The organism is Ruegeria sp. CG1, assembly GCF_056537265.1.
The window spans coordinates 1-16801 of record NZ_JBQFRF010000016.1; the positions used below are offsets into that span (position 1 = coordinate 1).

Genomic DNA, 16801 nt, shown 5'->3' on the forward strand with positions numbered 1-16801 from the left:
AGAAGCTCTATGAGCAACTCGTAACGGAGGGCTACACCGGGTCTTATTCCCCGGTTCAGCGCTTTGTGCGCGACCTGAAGCGGGCTGGCACCGACCCAAGAGAAGCGGACGAAGCCACTTTAGACAAGATGCCGCAGTGACAGCTTCTATACCGATTTCGGACGAGAGAACGGCCTCGACATCCCTTGAATTGATGTTGTTCAAACTTTCGAACGACGACAAAAAAGCTGGTCCGATAAAACGGCAGATGCATCCTTCGCTCTCAGGGTTAAATCACTCGTCGGATCAAATCGGCGTGTTCATTTATTGTCGGTGGATCCATGTTCAAGCCTCAACTATCCGTCCTGCTTTTCGTTGATAGCCCATTTTCTGATAAGGTTTTGGGAACTTGTCGGCTTTGTAAGGGGGGAGAGTTGCTTAAGTTTGACGCGGAGACAACGAGATTGCTTGAAATCGCCTATCAAGGAGCTGAATTGACGCGGCGAAGACAGGCTTCATTTGATGCGCTGTGCCCGGCTCCCGGTGAAACTATTTTGGACATCGGTTGTGGCAACGGGATGTTAACAGCGGAGCTGGCCCGCGCAGTTGGCTCGGATGGCTATGTCATCGGGATTGACCCAAGCGCCGACATGACAGCGGCCGCTAAAGAACGATGCAGCGACTACGCAAACGTGGAGTTTCGTGCTGGTGCCGCAAATAGCTTGCCCATTGAGGATGAGAGTGCCGACAAGGCCGTCTCGGTACAGGTCTTTGAGTACATCGACGATGTAGACGGTGCACTGGCTGACACGCTGCGGTGCGTCAAACCCGGCGGGCGCCTTGTCATCAGCGATCTACACTTTGGCAGCTTGATTTGGTTCAGCGACGAGCCCGGCAGAATGCAAGAGATGCTGACTTCCTGGAACCATCACTTTGTGAGTGGTTCCTTCCCGGAAAGACTGCCTGCACTGATAAAGGCTCGCGGCGACCATGTGGAAAATGTCTTGTCGTTCACAATGACAGATCACCAGTTAAAGCCTGATGGCCTCGCAATCATGATGATGCACCTCATGAAGCAATACGCTGTCGCAAATGACCATGTTGATCCCGCAGTTGCGCAATCGTGGTTTGATGAGCAGCTCAGCCTTGCAAGGACTGGACGCTTCTTCTTTTCGATGACCCAATTTGTCGTCGTGGTGCGCAAAAAGGGGTGATTGAGCTAAGTAAATCGGCCTAGGTTCTTTCGCGGGCTTCATGAAAGTCGCGGTTCAAGAGACCCCCATTGGTGTCACAGGCGCCCCAACAGGTGCTGCAAATCTTTTGTCCATACTTAATTGTCGTCGGTGAAGTCCCAAGGAAGTGCCAGACGTGCAGGCATTGATCAGACGTTCGAACGACCGCAGCGATAGGCGTAATGACAGAAGGTCTCGTATTGGTACTTACTCAATGGCGACAACACAGGTGCGTGGCTGTCACTTCCAGCTTGCAGCTGTATTTGGCGTGATCTAATCGCCCTGTTCGGCCGATTGTCACCAAGTGTTTTCAGAACCTTTCTGGATACAGACTCATCATGTTCTGAACGTCCAACTCACTCGAAAACGCGTCCGGATTATTCCAGATCACCTCATTTATATAGTCGCGTTCCGAGTGAAGATCATTGTCCGTAAGCCGCGATTTCTGGTTTTCAGGGAAGCCTCTCTTGGTCCTACCGAACAGTCCACCAAATACGGTCCAGATGCTGGGTGACATTGTATGAGAAGCCATCTCGTGGTCCTTTCCGAGTTACTTGCGCTGTCGCAACAACGGTAACTGTTCACTCGTTTTTCTGGTATCCGGCACAAAATTGTGCTGTTCTACAAAAATGAAGAGCGGGTTCCGAAATTGGTCGGATATTCGTGTGTTCCTCTCTGTCTTCAGAGAAGGGTCGACGCTTGCGGCCTCCAGAAAGCTAAAGGTCTCCCAACCAACGGTTGCCCGACGCATTGATGTTCTCGAAAGAGAAACAGGCTTGACGCTTTTTGAGCGCGGTACGCACGGGTTCAAACCGACCCCAGAAGCCCTTCGCCTCGTTCCCCTCGCCGAAGCAATAGAGACTTCAGTCCTTGAATTTGTCGATTGCGCGAAAGAATTGACGTCGACACAACCCATCCGTATCACCGCTTATTCGGCAAATTTCTCCGCACGCATGATCGAAATCGTAAACGAGTTTTCCGCCGTCAATCAGGATGTCGCATTCGAGTTTTTGTCCAGCGTTCGGGCGCTGGACCTGATGGCGGGCGAGGCCGACATTGCTTTGCGCCTTGCAAGAATCGATCCCGATCCTGACCTGATCTGTCGTAAGATCAGCACGGCCCGCTGGTCTTTGTTCGGCAGCAGAAACTACGCGGACAAATTTGGCTTACCGGGGTCAACGAATGATCTGGCCGGGCATCAATTTGTTACCTTTCAGCGGGACGATGTGCCAAATGTATTCCACGAATGGTTGACCAATCACGTGGAGCCGGACCAGATTGTCATGTCTTTCACTGAACTGGAGCTAATGCATGCGGCGATCAGGTCAGGGCAAGGCCTTGGGATCAGCAATGTCAAGCTGGTGGAAACAGACATGTCTTTTATCCGATGTTTCGACGAAATCCCCGAACTTGCGGTGCCGCACCTAATGCTCATTTCGCCGGAAGCCTATCGTCGGCAAGAGGTTAGAGCCTTCGTTAAGTTCTTCGCACCTCGCTATGCGGCAATCTACAAGTAGTTATTTGGGCAAAAAAGGATTGAGAACACGCGAACAAGCTAGTTTGCATGTACGCCACGACCGCAATTGCGAATAGAAGCCTTATGTGGCGAGCCCAAGGATACTCTTGAAGATGACAAAGGGAGGTCGAATTGATCGCCGCGCCCAATTCGCTGCAAACCGTCTTAACTCCGACATGCCATCACGTGGTGCATCACCAGGTTAAGAACTTCAACATTGTTCTGGTTAAATGTCTGGTATCGGAATTTGACCGTTCCCCGGTCTGGCTTCGAACGTGATGGTGCAATTGCCTCAACCGTGACGCGCACGCTGATCGTGTCACCGGAATACACCGGAGCAAGCCACCGTACCTCGTCCATACCATGTCCACCCAGATTGGTGCCGGTAAGTACACCAGTGTCGCGGAACAACCTGAAAGTAAGCGCTATTGTTTGAAATCCACTGGCTATGAGACCGCCGAAAATCGACTCTGCGGCAGCCACTTTGTTAACGTGGAAGGGCTGCGGGTCATGAACCAGTGCGAAGTCAATAATCGCTCCCTCGGTCAGCGTAACGCCTCCGGTTTCAAAGGTTTCGCCAACCGACAAATCGTCGATGTATTTTCCGCTGGCCATGGCAAAAGTATAGTTTGATGTACACTCAACCGTCAACGCGGAGCCACGCTTGGCAGCTAATGCCGCGTTGTCATTCGACCATGGTAAAGATCGTATTGGAGAACTGAGCCAGTGGTCGTTGACCTATGCCGCGGCGACAAAAAGGTGCGCTTCTTGCGGTACGTGCAATACGCCTTCTTTGTCATATCTAGACAAAGCGTCTGCAACCTCTTCCACGACCTTGTTGGTGACGTCAGCACCTGCATCCCTAAGATCAGTTTCGATTGGCAGCGCCATGATTTGCGCACGAAGATCAATAAATCTTCGCTCAAGTACCAATGGCTCGTGACGAGCTATCTTGAAGCCTGCATCGACCAAAAATTCCGATATTAGGTCCCCATCTCGAAACGAAAAAGGCGCTCCGGCCTTGACTGCGGCATCTGTTCCAACATGTCGTTCGAGAGCTTTTGCAAGCGCTCCATTGAAGGGCGACACAGCGCGCCAACATGTCAAAAATAGCTGACCGTCATTGCGCAAGATCCTATGAACTTCCTGCAACGCGGCGGACTTGTCGGGGAAGAACTGAAGCCCCTGTTGTATGAAGGCATAGTCAAACGTAGCATCTTCGAAAGGTAACTCGGTTACATCTGCTGCATACCACTCGAGCACATGACGACAATCCGGCTGATTGGACTGCGCGACCTCAATCATGGTTTCGTTCAGATCTACGCCAACAACCCGGCCTTCGCCCGTCAGTTTCCTTGCAATCTCTCGCGTCAAAGCCCCGGTGCCGCATGCAATGTCGATAACACAAGTGCCGTTTCGAAGCTGAACCTTCTGCATTGTTGCTTCAGCCAATGGACCGAACATCGCAGGCACACTATGGTTGTTGTACTTCTGCGCAGCTTCTTTGGTCAGCCGGAATTTGTCCGTCATCAAAAATATCCTCCTAGCAACGCGTTAATAATTGGACCACCCAAAGTGACCCAAAATCGTAGTCTCACGAGGTTTCAACTGGAAGGCTCTCATCGGCGCTCCACTCAGCCCATGAACCATCATACAGGCGGGACTTTTCGAACCCCATTTGGCGCAACGCAAGGAGCCCACAAGAAGCAGCTATGCCACGGCCGCAATAAGCGATGACCTCATCGTCAGTTTGAATTCCCTTGTCCTGATAGTGCTTGAGGAGCTTGGAATGATCCGCCAACTTGAATGAACCACGTTCCTTTAGTTTAGCTGCACGTTCGGATATGGGTGTGTGTGCCAAGTCCGGATCGATGTTCGATATCGCCGGTATGTTGACGGCACTGGGAATATGTACCGAGCGACCTCCCCATGTGTGAACTCCGTCGCCTCGGAAGAGGTCGTTTGGTAGAAAGTCCACAATTCTGACTCCGGGCTTACCCATCGCATCCAAGACATCAGCTTTTCGGGCAATCCAATTGCTCCGCACTGTTGGTTCAAAATCACCATGCTCAACGGTTGGATCGCCAGTTTCAGTGGGCCGACCTTCGAGTTTCCATTGCTGTAAGCCGCCGTCCAAGACCTGCACGTTTTTTTGGCCATAGTGCGAAAGTGCCCACCAAAGACGCGCAGACGCCAACGGAAGCCCAGAGTCATCGTAGACCACGACATGATTGTCGTTAGAAACACCCAACTCGCGCATCTTTTTCCCAAAATCCTCTGGCCCGAGCATCATGTCGGGAGTGTTTTGAGTGCTGTCTGCAAGCTCCGTCGACATGCCAACATACACTGCGCCAGGAATGTGCTCGGCCTGGAACTCGCTCCTATCGTCATAGGCTACGCCCTTGCCGTTTTCCTCCCTAAACTTCCAGCGAACATCAATGACGCGTAGTTTCGGGTTAGTCAGGTTATCTGCCAACCAAGCCGTATCAATGAGCGGGCGAGTTTGGGTTGTCATACCTACGTTCTCCTCTAACCGGACGCGGGTCGAGCCGTATGGAATAATCCCCAAAATTGCTTTCGGAGTCCAATTTTTGAAAATCTGGATTTAATAAAGCAAATATGGTTCAAACGGCATTTTGATGATTTCATGAGGCTTCTGAAAGAAACGGATGCTGAAATCATGGCGCCTCGTGACGTCAATTTCCTTTGACTCGTTAATGGGTAGGCATGCTCATATAGCTCACTGACGGACAGGTTTGGTACAGATAGTGGAAGGTTTGGATGCTTGAAGATCGGTACGGAAGCCCGCTAACGACCATATCACAAACTGCGCGAGACGCCTATGTTGAAGGCATCGACCGTTTTCTGGGTGCTTTTGATGATGTTGAAGAAGCTTACCGTTCTGCAATGCGGGCAGATGATGGTTTTGCTATGCCGCATGTTGGGCTTGCGCGCTACCTTGTTACTGTCGGGCGTGGACAAGATGCAAAGCGTGAAATAGCCGTCGCAAAGGAACTGTCGCATGGCGTCAGCCCGCGCGAAGCCGCCCAGATCGACATTATCAGCGATCTCATTGAGGGGCGTGCACCGCAGGCCTACAGGCGCATCCGAGATCACGTCGCAGACCATCCGCGAGATATTTTGCTTGCTCAGACATGTACCAGCGTATTTGGCTTAATAGGGTTTTCAGGTCGGGCTGGTCGCGAGGCGGAGCAGCTTGCTTACACAACCATGTTGAAGCCGCACTATGGCGACGACTGGTGGTTTCTCTGCCAGCATGCATTTGCCCAGATGGAGGCCGGACAGATCGGCCCGGCCGCGGAAAACATTGAGCGCGCACTTGAGTTGAAGCCAGACAGCGCACACAGTGCACATGTCAGGGCCCATCTCTACTATGAGAACGGGGAGACGGACGCTGGCTACGCTTATCTTCGCGAGTTCTGGCAAGACTATCCCTTCACAGCGTATCTGCACTGCCATCTCAGCTGGCACGTCGCTCTGTGGGCGCTTGAGAGCGGCGATGTGGCAGGTATGTGGAAGCTGTTCGATGATTATGTTTCCCCCGACCGACCTCCTGCGCCGCCACTTAACGTTTTGACTGATAGTGTAGCAATTGTTCACCGCGCCTTTTTGGCTGGCGAGCAAATTCCTCAGGAGCGTTGGCAACAACTCAGCGACTATGCTGTTCAGTTCTTTCCTTCGCCTGGCTTGGCTTTTGCGGATGTTCACGCTGCTCTTGCGCATGCGATGGCGGGACAAAGAGAGCATCTGGAAGCAACCATTGACGGCGCAAAGGGACCCGCAGGCCCCACCGTTGCTTCGGTAGCAGGCGCATTCCGTGCGTTGGCGGATGGAAATGCGGACGAAGCGATTGAGAAATTCGTAAGTGTCATGTCTGAGCACGAACGCCTTGGTGGTAGCCGGGCGCAACGCGACATTATTGAGTTTTCATTGGCGCATGCGCTGGCAATATCGGGACAATCGAATGAAGCTCGACGTATCCTCAACATGCATCGACCGCATACCTCTCACGACCATGCAGTTGCCACGCTAGAAGGGTAGGGTGCCCGTATTTTTGACGCCCGCAATGAGCCCAAATTACACGTTTTCAACGCCAGTTAGAACAGAAGCTGTCGCACGACCTTACCAGGCCCCAAAAGTGTTGGTTGGCGGAAAAGACCAACCTGACTGCCGACATCAGCTTTCTCAAAAGACCATCTTAGGTGTGCGAGCGGTGTTTGTGGTCTTGTCGGTGGGCTACTGTGGATGGATTGGACGGTGCGTCACGCACGTAGCCGATAAGTTGATCAGTCGCCAAGAAGAGTGCTTCGATCAAATGGGGCTCATATAAGTCGGGTCTATGCCTTGGGTCGGCTTTGATGTCGCCAGTATCGAGAAGCAGCCCATTGTGGTAACCTCCTACCTTTAATTAGGGGGTTATTGTGATGGAATACTATGATCTCGGTAGCTACAGCCGAAAGATCACAACCTCGTCGGACGAAGCCCAGCTTTGGTTTGATCGTGGTTTGGCTTGGACTTACGCGTACAACCACGAAGAAGCGATTGTATGCTTTCAGAATGCCGTGGCTGCGGATCCAAATTGCGCAATGGCGCACTGGGGCATCGCGTATTGCATTGGGCCGAACTACAACAAGCCCTGGGAAACATTCGAAGACGACGAGAAGCCTGACTGTATCGCCTTGGCAAAAGCGTCAATCGAGGCTGCTGCGTCGTTAAAGGACCGGCTGACGCCTGTTGAACGCGCGCTCATCGAAGCCATTCCGGCTCGTTATCCAACCTCATCGGATATTGAGGATTTTAGCCCATGGAATGATGCATTCGCTGATGCGATGCGAAGGGTGCATGCTGAATTCAAACCGGATCTCGACGTTTGCGCCCTCCTGGCCGAGGCACTCATGAATCGGACCCCTTGGCAGCTTTGGGACTTGCCGACTGGGAAACCAGCGGATGGAGCCGACACACTTGAAGCCATAGCAGTCCTCGAAACTGCATTTGATACACTCCCCGGAGCATGGGAACACGCAGGGCTCCTGCACATGTACATTCACCTGATGGAAATGTCGCCAAATCCTGAGCGAGCCCTTCGCCATGGTGATGTGCTCAGCACGTTGGTGCCTGAAGCCGGGCACTTGCTTCACATGCCCACCCATATTGACGTCTTGTGTGGAGATTACATGAACGTTGTGTTGCGTAATCACAAAGCCATCTTGTCAGATCGAAAGTTCCTGGAACGCGAAGGCCCTGACAATTTCTATTCCGTTTACAGGTGTCATAACTACCACTTCAAAATCTACGGAGCGATGTTTTTGGGGCAGCCAACGGCGGCACTGGAAGCTGCTGATGAGCTTGTCGAAACTTTACCTTCAGAGACACTTCGGCCAATGGCTGATTGGTTCGAGGCGTTCATTCCTATGAAACAACATGTATTGATCAGGTTTGGACGCTGGCAGGCTATCCTTGATCAGGATTTACCTGAAGATGCGGAGCTCTACAGCGTCACTATCGCCATGATGCGGTATGCAAGGACGGTTGCCTTAGCCAACCTACACAGGGTCGCCGAAGCCGAGAGTGAAAAAGCCAAGTTCTATGATGCTCTGGCCAGAGTTCCTGAGACCCGAATGCTGTTCAACAACACATGCCGGGACATTCTGAAGGTCGCTGAGCAAATGATGCTGGGTGAGTTGGCCTATCACACAGGAGAGTATGAGACGGCCTTTGAACACCTGCGAAAGTCGGTCGAGATCGACGACTACTTGCCATACGACGAGCCCTGGGGCTGGATGCAACCCACCCGTCATGCGCTGGGTGCTCTTCTTCTTGAGCAGGGTCAGACGGAGGAAGCCGAAGCGGTTTACCGTGCAGACCTTGGCCTGGATGCAACGCTTAGCCGGGCCTGTCAGCATCCGGGGAACGTCTGGAGCCTGCATGGTTTGCACGAATGTCTCACCCGGCGCGGTGAAACGGTCGAAGCCGCCCACATTAAGCTACAACTGGACAAGGCCGCTGCCCGCGCCGAGGTGCCGATAAAGGCGTCGTGTTATTGCAGGCAGAAGGCGTTGGCCGCCGAGTAATCTCGGATCAACAGCAATGGCTGGGGCATTTGCGAGGCCCGCTTCTGCCGTTGATCGGGACTTGTTTAAATTCGTTGATGGCAACCGTCTGGGCGACCACAAGACCGGCAATCATCGCTTGGATGCCGTTTTGCGGTAAATCAGCCGCATGGTAGCATCGCGTAGGATTTGCAGTTCGGGGGGCAACATGGTCTTAACATTCGCACAAATGGAAGCTCAGGAAATATCCAAAGCAAATCCGATTTCAGCAACTGACGCGCTGGCAGTACTGATCGAAGACCCCAACGCACTTGTGGTGGACGTGAGGGATAGCGCTGAAATGGCGGCCACAGGTATCAGCCCCAGAGCAATTCCGGCTCCTGGTCGCGCCGTCGCTTGGATGGCAGACCTTGAAAGTGAATACAGATCTCAAGAGTTCCAGGATCCTGGAAGGCGAATTTTCACCACTTGTGGCGGAGCTCCGAGCTATCGAGGCGCGGCAGCGGCAAATGTATTGACTGCGATGGGTTTTCAAAACGTGCAGTTTATCGATGGAGGGATGGCGGCTCTGATCGCAGCTGGCTCCTCCACAGAGCAGCCTTAAGAAACGGCGAAACCAACGGTCTTGAGCAAACAGAGCAGAGGGGTAATAGATACGTCTCAGCTTCCAGAGTTGTGTCTCGATACGACTTGCGACTGAGATTTAAGCCAGTTGACGAAAACCTTAGCCTCGGGGCGCTGAAATTCTGCCTGCGTTTGGATGTAGTATACGCCGAAGAGAGGCTCAGAGAACAGTTCAATCATCCGGCCAGATGACAGATCGTCCTCAAAAAAGGCTCTGGCAGAATACGTGATACCGTCACCCCGGCGAACCGCAGTCATGATCAGGTTCCCCGGCATGTGATTTATCGTCAATGGCTCGAGAGGTACGACCCCATGATAGGTGAACCAGTCGGCCGCTTCGTTGGTGCCCAGTTCCTGCAACCAAGGCAGTTTTGTCAGAGAGGCCGGGTCACGCAGATCTTGGCCTTCCACCAGTGAAGGTGCTCCGATCACGACCATGTCGGTGACAAGGACAGTGTCCTCTTCTTTTCTCGGCATGCGTCTGTCGTGATACCGAATGGCGACATCGATGCCGCCTGGTCTTATCTGAACCAGTTCCGAAGTTGGGTTCAGCATCAAAGTGATCTCTGGATGTTCGCGTTGAAACTCTGCCATTCTCGGCAACAGCCACTCCACCGCGAATGCTGGTGACATTGTCACTTGAACGGGACGCCGCGCTGTGTGTTCTGCGAGTCGTTCGACACCCCTTCCAATGATTTCAAAGCCGATACCCAGTTCACGCGCAAGAATGATGCCTGGCTCTGTCAATTCAATGCTGCGCCCACGTTTAGCAACAAGAGCTACACCCAAGTGCCTTTCCAACGATTTCACCTGCTGGCTGACAGCCGCTTGGGTCACGTTCAAGCGTTCAGCAGCCACGGTGTAACTCCCAGCTTCCGCAACCGCTGAGAAGGCGCGCAAAGCGTTCATTGGGGGAAGGTGCAGCCAGTCCATGCTGTAGATTTTCTAATGTTTGATTAGACTATTTGAGTCGCATGATATCGGCATTCTTGACATTATTCACAGTGAAATCTGCGCTTCTATTATAAAATATTGGAGCGGATACTTTAGTGCTGATGTCAACCTAGCCGCATGCCAGGAGATCTTGATACGATGGAAAAACTTCAAGGTGGATGTTACTGTGGTGCTGTTCGATACCAGATCGCGACACCACCTGTCTGGTCGGGACATTGCCATTGTCGTTCATGCCAAATGGTCCTTGGTGGCGCCTTTGCAACTTGGGCTAAAGTGGCCGCCGAAGACTTCGCCGTTATCAAAGGCGAAATCCAACACATTGAGAAAACTCCGGGTATTCGCCGCGGGTTTTGTCGGGACTGTGGAACGACGTTGACCTATGCCGCCCTAAATGAAGTTGAGGGCCAAGACTGGAGCGCTGACGCTTGGTTTTCTTCTGTAACGTTGGACGACCCATCGATTGCGCAACCCAAGGCCCACATCTTCGTGTCACATCAGCAGCCATGGATAAAACTCGACGACGGGCTGCCGACGTTTCCTGAGTTCTAAGCAACTTTTCGAGCGAACGGAGGAGAAAGCGATGAACACTGTTTATTCATATGCCTGCAAGGATTGCGAGGGCATGGAGGCCTGCCCGGGCAAAGTAGTTGCTGCGACCAAGGACGAAGTCTGGAAGCTCATGGAACTGCACGCGGTGGTCGCCCATGGAGAGGACCCCAGCTCGTGGGACGCCGACACTCGAGAATATCTGGAAACACTGATAAAGCCCGCGTGATCAAATAAATTAAGCTTCAAGTTCCTGCGGATAATCGGCCAAAATTTTGGCTTGGTTTGTTTAACCGCGAAGGGCAGCTTTCCTCCGCAACCGGGAAATTGCTAGGCCCATTTGTGATTATCCGGTTTGGACTGCGGCCCACCGCCAAGGCACCTAGAAGCGCAAGGCCATCGCGAACCCAAATCGGAAACGTGTGAGATCGGTTTCCATCACAAACCAACCTGCTACTGCGAAACCCTGCTCTTATTCAGGCAAGCCGGCTAGTCGCAAAGACGCACAGTCTTTCTCCAGCCTTTCTCTGTCAGAGAAAAGTTGAGTTTTCGCCCAGTCCGATATGGAAAACTGAGGGCGGTATTTCATCACATTCCGTGCTTCATCGCGAGCGGCCTCAAGGTTCTCCGTCTCTACATGGACGATTACGAGGTCGAGGTGACCAAAGCCTTCAACCCTTTGACCATATTCGGTGAATGCTTTCTTGGCTTCCTCGTATTGACCGTCGAGTCGAAGGGCTAAACCCAGAACGCCTGCATACCAACCTGGATAGTGAGGGTTCAGGGTAATGGCTTGTTGTGCGACTTGGATCGCTTCATTTGCCTGGCCATTGAAAGCTAGGGTGATTGACAGTCTGGCAGCCACGTCAGCGTGGTTTGGATTCAGCGCTAGTGCCTCGTTGAACTTCTCGATAGCCGAAACCAGCTTGCCATCGATTGCATCCGCAAAACCCGCAATAGCGTGAGCCTCTGGGTTGTAGCTGTCTATTTCCAGAGCTCGCTGAGCGCAGTCACGAGCCTCCGCTAGCGCGGCACGCCGGTCAGCAACAAATCCATGTCGTGCTTCGACAGTGCAAATGAATCCCAAAGTACAATACGGAGCCGAGTAACCCGGGTCGAGTGCAATTGCCTGTTGTGCAAATCGGCGAGCGTCGGCCTGAGCTTCCCTGGTAATTCTGCGCGAAGCCTCAACGGCCTTTAGTTGAGCAGTCCACGCGCCTAGGTTATTTGTGCCGGATCCTCTGAAACGAGCCATTTCTCCCGCCAACAGTTCGACTTGAAGCTCGGTTGCAATCCTAAGTGCGATTTCATCCTGAACTTCGAATACATCTTCAATGAGGCGATCATAGCGGTCTGCCCAAATATGCATGCCGGACTTTGCATCGATTAGCTGTGCTGTGATCCTCACCCGGTTACCGCTTTGACGGACACTTCCCTCAAGAACAAGATCGACACCCTGCTCCAGACCGACCTGTTTCACGTCAACGGAGCGACCTTTGTAGACGAATGTAGAGTTACGCGCGACGACCAGTAAATTCGGGAGTTTTGATAAAGTGGTGATGATCTCTTCGGTAATTCCATCTGCAAAAAACTCCTGATCGGGGTCAGAAGAGAGATTATCGAAAGGTAAGACGCCGATTAGCAGAGACTTTGTATGGCTAGCCGGAGTTACTCGCGGTGGGGCAGAACCTGGCGGCGACCATTGGAAAACTTCTATTGGTGACGGCGCGTTCTTAAACTGTCGCTCTCCAGCGCGATAAAATTGCTCAGCGAGGCGCTCGTCAAGGCTGCGATGGACGACATCTGAAATTAACACAGCCCCTTCGTCGGAAGCCTCTTGTAGACGTGCGGATAGATTGATGCCATCGCCAAAAATGTCATCTTCGTCGAATACAACATCTCCAAGATGCACGCCCACTCGTAGTTTCAGTGAGGACTGAGTTGACACCTGGCTTTGAAGATCAAGGGCGCATCGTACTGCATCAGATACCGAGTTAAACTCGACGATCCATCCATCACCCATCCTCTTAACGACATTACCGCGATGATCGCTAACCAAGGGATTAAATAGCTCTCGACGTAGAACACGAAGTTCGCTGAGAGTCCTATTTTCATCTGCCTTAATCTGGCCTGAGTAGTTTACTACATCGGCCGAGAGTACTGCGGAAAGTCTGCGGTCTCCATTCATGTCTATTGGTAGCGCAAATTACGTTGCTTGGAAAAGACAACATGACCTCCTGAACGTCGCGAATTTCCCAGTCAATGGCTTGGTGCGAAACTGTAAACTGAAAAGCGTGACTGTGAATGTCTGCTTCGGGCTGCCATCGGCCGATCCGTACACCGCAGAGAATGATCTATTAGAGCCCAGTGTGGACGCAAAGTTAGATGGGCAGACGGGCGTGGATCTCAATCGGGGCAATCAATCCGCCTTCTATGTTTCGCACCATGTTTAGGACCTTTAGCGCTGTGTCATCGCCCATGATCAGATGCAGGCCAAGATGTGGAGGACCATCCGCACGGCTTTGCGCAGCCGCTAAATCTTCAAAGAATTGTTTGGCAAACACGGTGCGGTCGATCCTATCGGTCAATTCGAAACCAACGGACTTCAAAGCCGCCTCATATGTCTCTGGTGGTGCAAGCGCACTCTGATCCGAAGTCGAAGCCCAAGGCGCTGGATAATCCATATTGCCCTCGCCGACTTGCATCACATCGTAAATCGCAAAAATACCCCCTGGTTTAAGCACACGCATTGCCTCCCGCGCGATGCCAACTTTGTCCGCAATGTTCATGCCGACGTGGATCATGTAAGCAGCGTCCATCGAGTCAGATTCCAACGGCAGATCAAGCACGCTGCCTTCGATGAGTTGAACCCGATCCGACATGCCCGTCCATTCTGTAAGGGCGCGTCCTGTTTCCACAAACTCGGCAGTTAAATCGATGCCGGTCACATGAGCCCCAGTGGCCGCTGCGACGTAGCGGGCGGGACCACCGAGGCCACACCCAAAATCGACAACCCGACTTTGGGGCGAAAGGTCTAAAGCCTGCACAAAAGGTTCGGTTGCAAGGCGTCCGCCAATGTGAAACTCGTCAACCGGCGCCAAAGCGTCGCGAGAAATCGGTGGGGTCAAGTCCAGTGCTGCGCAACCATCAGAAATTCGCTTTAGCAAGTGACCGGAGTGGTAATGGTGCGCGACTTCATTGGGATCAGTCATGTTGAAGCCTCCCTAACTTATGCCGCTATGGTAGACTCGGTGATCTTGAATGTCAGCTCCGTCCGCTTATTCGGATTTGCAAAGTCCAGTTGCGAATGTCTGCCTAGGGCTGATTATCTACGTCAGGCATTTTTCGCCAAAATTATCGCTCATCTCCTTCCTGTGAGGCCTTCGCTGCTTGGTAGCATGTCCACAACCGCTCCACCTCATCAAGCGGATCGTCAGTGGTTCGCTTGTGTGAATTCAGCAGCTGTTTCATCGTTCGACGAGATGCATCATCCTGCATGATCTGGTCCGCACGCAGCACATCGACTTTTTGAACGTATTCAACCTCTGCTTCTGCCAGCAAGCGCTCCAGTAGTCCTGACGTTGAAGAAGAATCTGAATAGATCCAACCCGCCGGGCATTGGTCGATGATGCCCGAAACCTGGCTTGCAACATCCACGGCAGGTGGAGCCGTCGAAAGGTTGATTGGAGATGCGTGCAAAACCTGATGTGACCAGTTCAGGGCAGGGTAGATGCGAGATGACCAGGTGTATGGCTCGTCATCTATCACTCTCAAGACCGCGATTTCAATTGGGTAGTACTGTCCTCTTACGGCTACGATCCTCAGGTCGCAGAACAGCATACTGACAACCGGTTCCGGCAGGCCAATATCCTTATAGACGCTGCCAGATCCTTCAGTGATTTTATCATTTTCACTCATTCTGGCCACTTGTTCTCTATAATTCATCGGTCGGTCCACTCCGCTACACCATCAGCTGGCTCAATCTACGCGATGTGTTCTTGCGCAGTCGCCAGAAGTGCCGGCCATGCATCTGAATCCTCTTTCAAGCGCGCTCGGATCTCTGCAATCAAGTTATCCAAAGGAATATCGTGCAATGGGCGACCAGAGATCGCTTCATCTGAAAACTCATCACTCATCGAAGGGGTTCCAATCACCTTGGTCCTGACAGTGTGCACACAGAGCGGTTGGCCTGTCTTTCTTCCGGACGATATCGCCGACATGGCCACACCTTGCACATGTGCGCTTACTGTCCAGCCGGACACGTTTGAGCAGGGGGTCCAGGCATTGATCGTACCGACTGAAGCTGATCTGGATTGAACCGTCTGCGCCTGTCGTCACATCAGAGATCTGCACTTGAATCGGAGTCTCACAGTTCGCTCGAACCAGATGCTGCGCCTCTGCGAGGAACTGGCCAAGCAAGACCAGCCTGCCAGGACCAATGTTCGGCAATAACGATGTCGTTTCAGCGCTCACCAGGTCTGGAAAGCGATCAGCGACGTTGAGCTTAAGATCTGTCGGCCATTTCGCTTCAGCTCCTTCAAATCTGTCTTCGAGGTAGATGTTGTAGCACCAGCAGCAAAGCGTCGTCAGATAGCCTCGAATGCTCTGCACATGCGCGGTGTTTCCACAGGATTCGCATGTCTTCTCGATCTCCTCGACACGTGTCTCCAGCTCGTCGAAGATATTTCGATTGCATTCTCGTGTGTAAACGCGCAATCCACCCAACTTTTGCTTAATCTGCACGACAACCGGTAGTTTTCTCCCAAAAATATCAGGACGTTGCTCAACGCTACGTTTTACATCCTCAAGTGCCAGTGCGAGCTGGTCAGCCCAGCCCACACGATGCTCTCCAAGGGCTTTCAGCACGCTTGTATGGATGTCATTCCAGTCGACGACCTGTTTCATCACACATCCCTCAGCGCGCCAGATTTTTCATCAACAGCGCGCATGATCTCTTCAAAAGTGAGATCTTCGATACCTTCGAAATCGGCAGGCGAGATTGGGATCACAACACTGCTTTCACTGTCGTGGACAGCGAGCGACAGCATCAGGAACCTTGGATCTTCAGTATTCGAGAAAACCGGCTCAATTGTCCTCGTCATTATCGTTCTCTTCGTCAGTGATGCGATCATCCAACTCGCGAATGCTCGCCCGGATCTGCGACAGCAATTCGTTGTCACTCTCATTCACCTTGCGCGCTCTGATTTCGTCTGCACTGACCGGATCAGACAGTTTTGCATGGCCCAATGCGATCTCCGCTGCTTGCAGTGCCAAAAGCGCCCTGGTCAGTGAGTCAATCTCGACGTCCGCAATGAGAGCATCAAACTCCTCTGCGCCGGTGATCGGAACAGACAGCGGTGCTCGCCCGGCGAGAAACTCGGCCTTCTTCAGCGTCAGGAACGCCTTCGTCACCTTGTCAGTGTCAGCGCGGGGTTCTCGAGCACTTGTCTTCTCCAGCCACATTGAGGCGATCTTCTCAACCAGTGCCCACACGGTCTGCGTGCGATCATGCTGCGAGATCTCGAAGCGTACTGCTTTCTCTTCGATACCGAGCTGCTCGGACTGTCGTTCGTTCACGCGCACTTCGTAGTCGCAGAGTCCGTCAAGATCGTCGCTGACATTCCCGGCATGGGCCCGGGCGACTTCGTTCTCATTCACGTAGACAACGATTTTAAGCATCGTTCACCAGCCTTTCGCCACGCACGCAGGACAACGTCCGCGATCATCAGATCGGTCGATTTGGCCATAGTAGCCACAAACTGAGCAGGTCAACCTGTCCCGAACGGGGTTTTTCCGAACGCCAAAGAACCTCTTCCTTTCAGGGTGGCGCTTGCTCGCGACATCATGCGCGCACCAACAACACAGGGTCGTGTACCAGC

Annotated in this window: 18 protein-coding genes; 7 read left to right on the forward strand and 11 right to left on the reverse strand. The window is 52.6% G+C overall.

The window, feature by feature from the left end; all coding sequences use genetic code 11:
* The first annotated feature begins 443 nt into the window (after positions 1 to 443).
* A complete protein-coding gene (locus tag ACR0AU_RS21460) occupies positions 444 to 1193 on the forward strand; it encodes a methyltransferase domain-containing protein (protein WP_480796277.1) in 750 nt (249 codons plus the stop codon).
* A gap of 572 nt (positions 1194 to 1765) precedes the next feature.
* Positions 1766 to 2728, forward strand: a complete 963-nt coding sequence (locus ACR0AU_RS21465) for a LysR family transcriptional regulator (RefSeq protein WP_480796278.1) — start codon at positions 1766 to 1768, stop codon at positions 2726 to 2728.
* A 164-nt stretch (positions 2729 to 2892) separates the two neighbouring features.
* Here ACR0AU_RS21465 and ACR0AU_RS21470 read toward each other — a convergent pair whose 3' ends face one another.
* The 3 genes from ACR0AU_RS21470 to ACR0AU_RS21480 form a co-directional block, all read right to left on the reverse strand.
* Positions 2893 to 3378 (reverse strand): MaoC family dehydratase, encoded by a 486-nt coding sequence (locus ACR0AU_RS21470; RefSeq protein WP_480796279.1) that lies wholly within the window; start codon positions 3376 to 3378, stop codon positions 2893 to 2895.
* Between the two features lie 87 nt (positions 3379 to 3465).
* On the reverse strand, positions 3466 to 4257 hold the full coding sequence (locus ACR0AU_RS21475) for a class I SAM-dependent methyltransferase (protein ID WP_480796280.1): 792 nt from the start codon (positions 4255 to 4257) through the stop codon (positions 3466 to 3468).
* Between the two features lie 64 nt (positions 4258 to 4321).
* Positions 4322 to 5242: a sulfurtransferase gene (locus tag ACR0AU_RS21480; RefSeq protein ID WP_480796281.1), complete on the reverse strand. Its 921-nt coding sequence runs from the start codon at positions 5240 to 5242 to the stop codon at positions 4322 to 4324.
* A gap of 266 nt (positions 5243 to 5508) precedes the next feature.
* On the opposite strand from ACR0AU_RS21480, the gene ACR0AU_RS21485 reads away from it, so the two are divergent.
* The 3 genes from ACR0AU_RS21485 (at position 5509) to ACR0AU_RS21495 (ending at position 9402) form a co-directional block, all read left to right on the forward strand.
* Positions 5509 to 6789, forward strand: a complete 1281-nt coding sequence (locus tag ACR0AU_RS21485; protein WP_480718938.1) for a tetratricopeptide repeat protein — start codon at positions 5509 to 5511, stop codon at positions 6787 to 6789.
* Between the two features lie 383 nt (positions 6790 to 7172).
* Complete coding sequence (locus ACR0AU_RS21490; RefSeq protein ID WP_480796282.1) at positions 7173 to 8819, forward strand: hypothetical protein; 1647 nt, start codon at positions 7173 to 7175, stop codon at positions 8817 to 8819.
* 187 nt (positions 8820 to 9006) lie between these two features.
* On the forward strand, positions 9007 to 9402 hold the full coding sequence (locus ACR0AU_RS21495; protein WP_480796283.1) for a rhodanese-like domain-containing protein: 396 nt from the start codon (positions 9007 to 9009) through the stop codon (positions 9400 to 9402).
* 56 nt (positions 9403 to 9458) lie between these two features.
* Here the strand turns inward: ACR0AU_RS21495 and ACR0AU_RS21500 are convergent, their stop codons facing one another.
* Entirely contained in the window at positions 9459 to 10355 is an 897-nt protein-coding gene (locus ACR0AU_RS21500) for a LysR family transcriptional regulator (RefSeq protein ID WP_480796284.1), read from the reverse strand.
* A gap of 159 nt (positions 10356 to 10514) precedes the next feature.
* On the opposite strand from ACR0AU_RS21500, the gene ACR0AU_RS21505 reads away from it, so the two are divergent.
* Both ACR0AU_RS21505 and ACR0AU_RS21510 read left to right on the forward strand, forming a co-directional pair.
* Positions 10515 to 10925, forward strand: a complete 411-nt coding sequence (locus ACR0AU_RS21505; protein WP_480796285.1) for a GFA family protein — start codon at positions 10515 to 10517, stop codon at positions 10923 to 10925.
* Positions 10926 to 10956: 31 nt separating this feature from the next.
* Positions 10957 to 11151 carry a DUF1059 domain-containing protein gene (locus ACR0AU_RS21510; RefSeq protein ID WP_170415288.1) on the forward strand — a complete coding sequence of 65 codons (195 nt, stop codon included), beginning with the start codon at positions 10957 to 10959 and terminating at the stop codon, positions 11149 to 11151.
* A 243-nt stretch (positions 11152 to 11394) separates the two neighbouring features.
* Here the strand turns inward: ACR0AU_RS21510 and ACR0AU_RS21515 are convergent, their stop codons facing one another.
* The 7 genes from ACR0AU_RS21515 to ACR0AU_RS21545 all read right to left on the reverse strand — a co-directional run bounded on the left by ACR0AU_RS21515 (position 11395) and on the right by ACR0AU_RS21545 (position 16601).
* On the reverse strand, positions 11395 to 13110 hold the full coding sequence (locus tag ACR0AU_RS21515; RefSeq protein WP_480796286.1) for an adenylate/guanylate cyclase domain-containing protein: 1716 nt from the start codon (positions 13108 to 13110) through the stop codon (positions 11395 to 11397).
* A gap of 193 nt (positions 13111 to 13303) precedes the next feature.
* Positions 13304 to 14134, reverse strand: coding sequence for a class I SAM-dependent methyltransferase (locus tag ACR0AU_RS21520; RefSeq protein ID WP_480796287.1), 831 nt, complete (start codon positions 14132 to 14134; stop codon positions 13304 to 13306).
* Positions 14135 to 14276: 142 nt separating this feature from the next.
* Positions 14277 to 14840 (reverse strand): hypothetical protein, encoded by a 564-nt coding sequence (locus ACR0AU_RS21525; protein WP_480796288.1) that lies wholly within the window; start codon positions 14838 to 14840, stop codon positions 14277 to 14279.
* 65 nt (positions 14841 to 14905) lie between these two features.
* Positions 14906 to 15058, reverse strand: a complete 153-nt coding sequence (locus ACR0AU_RS21530; RefSeq protein ID WP_480796289.1) for a hypothetical protein — start codon at positions 15056 to 15058, stop codon at positions 14906 to 14908.
* The gene (locus ACR0AU_RS21535; protein WP_480796290.1) at positions 15051 to 15827 is read right to left on the reverse strand and encodes a hypothetical protein; all 777 of its coding nucleotides are present in this window, start codon (positions 15825 to 15827) and stop codon (positions 15051 to 15053) included. Before ACR0AU_RS21535 ends, ACR0AU_RS21530 begins: the two co-directional genes overlap by 8 nt.
* Positions 15827 to 16024: a hypothetical protein gene (locus tag ACR0AU_RS21540; RefSeq protein WP_480722407.1), complete on the reverse strand. Its 198-nt coding sequence runs from the start codon at positions 16022 to 16024 to the stop codon at positions 15827 to 15829. Before ACR0AU_RS21540 ends, ACR0AU_RS21535 begins: the two co-directional genes overlap by 1 nt.
* Positions 16008 to 16601 (reverse strand): hypothetical protein, encoded by a 594-nt coding sequence (locus ACR0AU_RS21545; protein WP_480722406.1) that lies wholly within the window; start codon positions 16599 to 16601, stop codon positions 16008 to 16010. The genes ACR0AU_RS21540 and ACR0AU_RS21545 overlap by 17 nt, the downstream gene beginning before the upstream one ends.
* Positions 16602 to 16801: the final 200 nt, after the last annotated feature.